Genomic DNA, 738 nt, shown 5'->3' with positions numbered 1-738 from the left:
AACGCCGCACCGCGTCGGAGACCACGCGGATGGCCTCTTCCTGGCCCACGACGCGATGGTGCAGCACGTCTTCCATGCGCAACAGCTTGTCGCGCTCGCCTTCCAGCATCTTGTTGACCGGAATGCCGGTCCAGCGCGAGACGACCTCGGCGATCTCCTCCTCGGTGACCCGGTCCTGCACCAGCTTGAATTCCTTCTGCTCGGCCTCGCTCGCCATGGCCAGCTGCTTCTCCAGCTGCGGCAGCACGCCATACTGGATTTCGCTCATCTTGGCGAAATCCTGGCGGCGCTGCGCCGCCTCCAGGTCCAGCTTGGCCTGTTCGATCTGCTCCTTGATCTTGGTGGCGCCCTGCAACGCGGCCTTCTCGGACTTCCAGATTTCATTGAGGTCGGAGAATTCGCGCTCCAGACTGTCGATGTCGGCTTCCAGGTCGGCCAGGCGCTTCTGCGAAGCCTCGTCCTTCTCCTTCTTCAACATCTCGCGCTGGATCTTGAGCTGGATCAGGCGACGCTCCAGGCGGTCCAGCTCCTCCGGCTTGGAATCGATCTCCATGCGGATGCGGCTGGCCGCTTCGTCCATCAGGTCGATGGCCTTGTCCGGCAACTGGCGGTCGGTGATGTAGCGGTTGGACAGCGTGGCGGCCGCCACGATGGCCGGGTCGGTGATCTCCACGCCATGGTGCACCGCGTACTTCTCCTTCAAGCCGCGCAGGATGGCGATGGTGTCCTCCACCGTCG

Annotated in this window: 1 pseudogene; it reads right to left on the bottom strand. The window is 63.7% G+C overall.

Going from position 1 to position 738, the window contains the following annotated elements:
• Positions 1-738: pseudogene (locus CWM66_RS27950) on the bottom strand (type VI secretion system ATPase TssH); the annotation flags it as partial.

This window comes from Kosakonia sp. H7A (assembly GCF_003028445.1).
In the GTDB taxonomy this organism is placed as follows: Bacteria; Pseudomonadota; Gammaproteobacteria; order Enterobacterales; family Enterobacteriaceae; genus Kosakonia; species Kosakonia radicincitans.
This window is presented reverse-complemented; position numbering and strand designations above follow the sequence as displayed.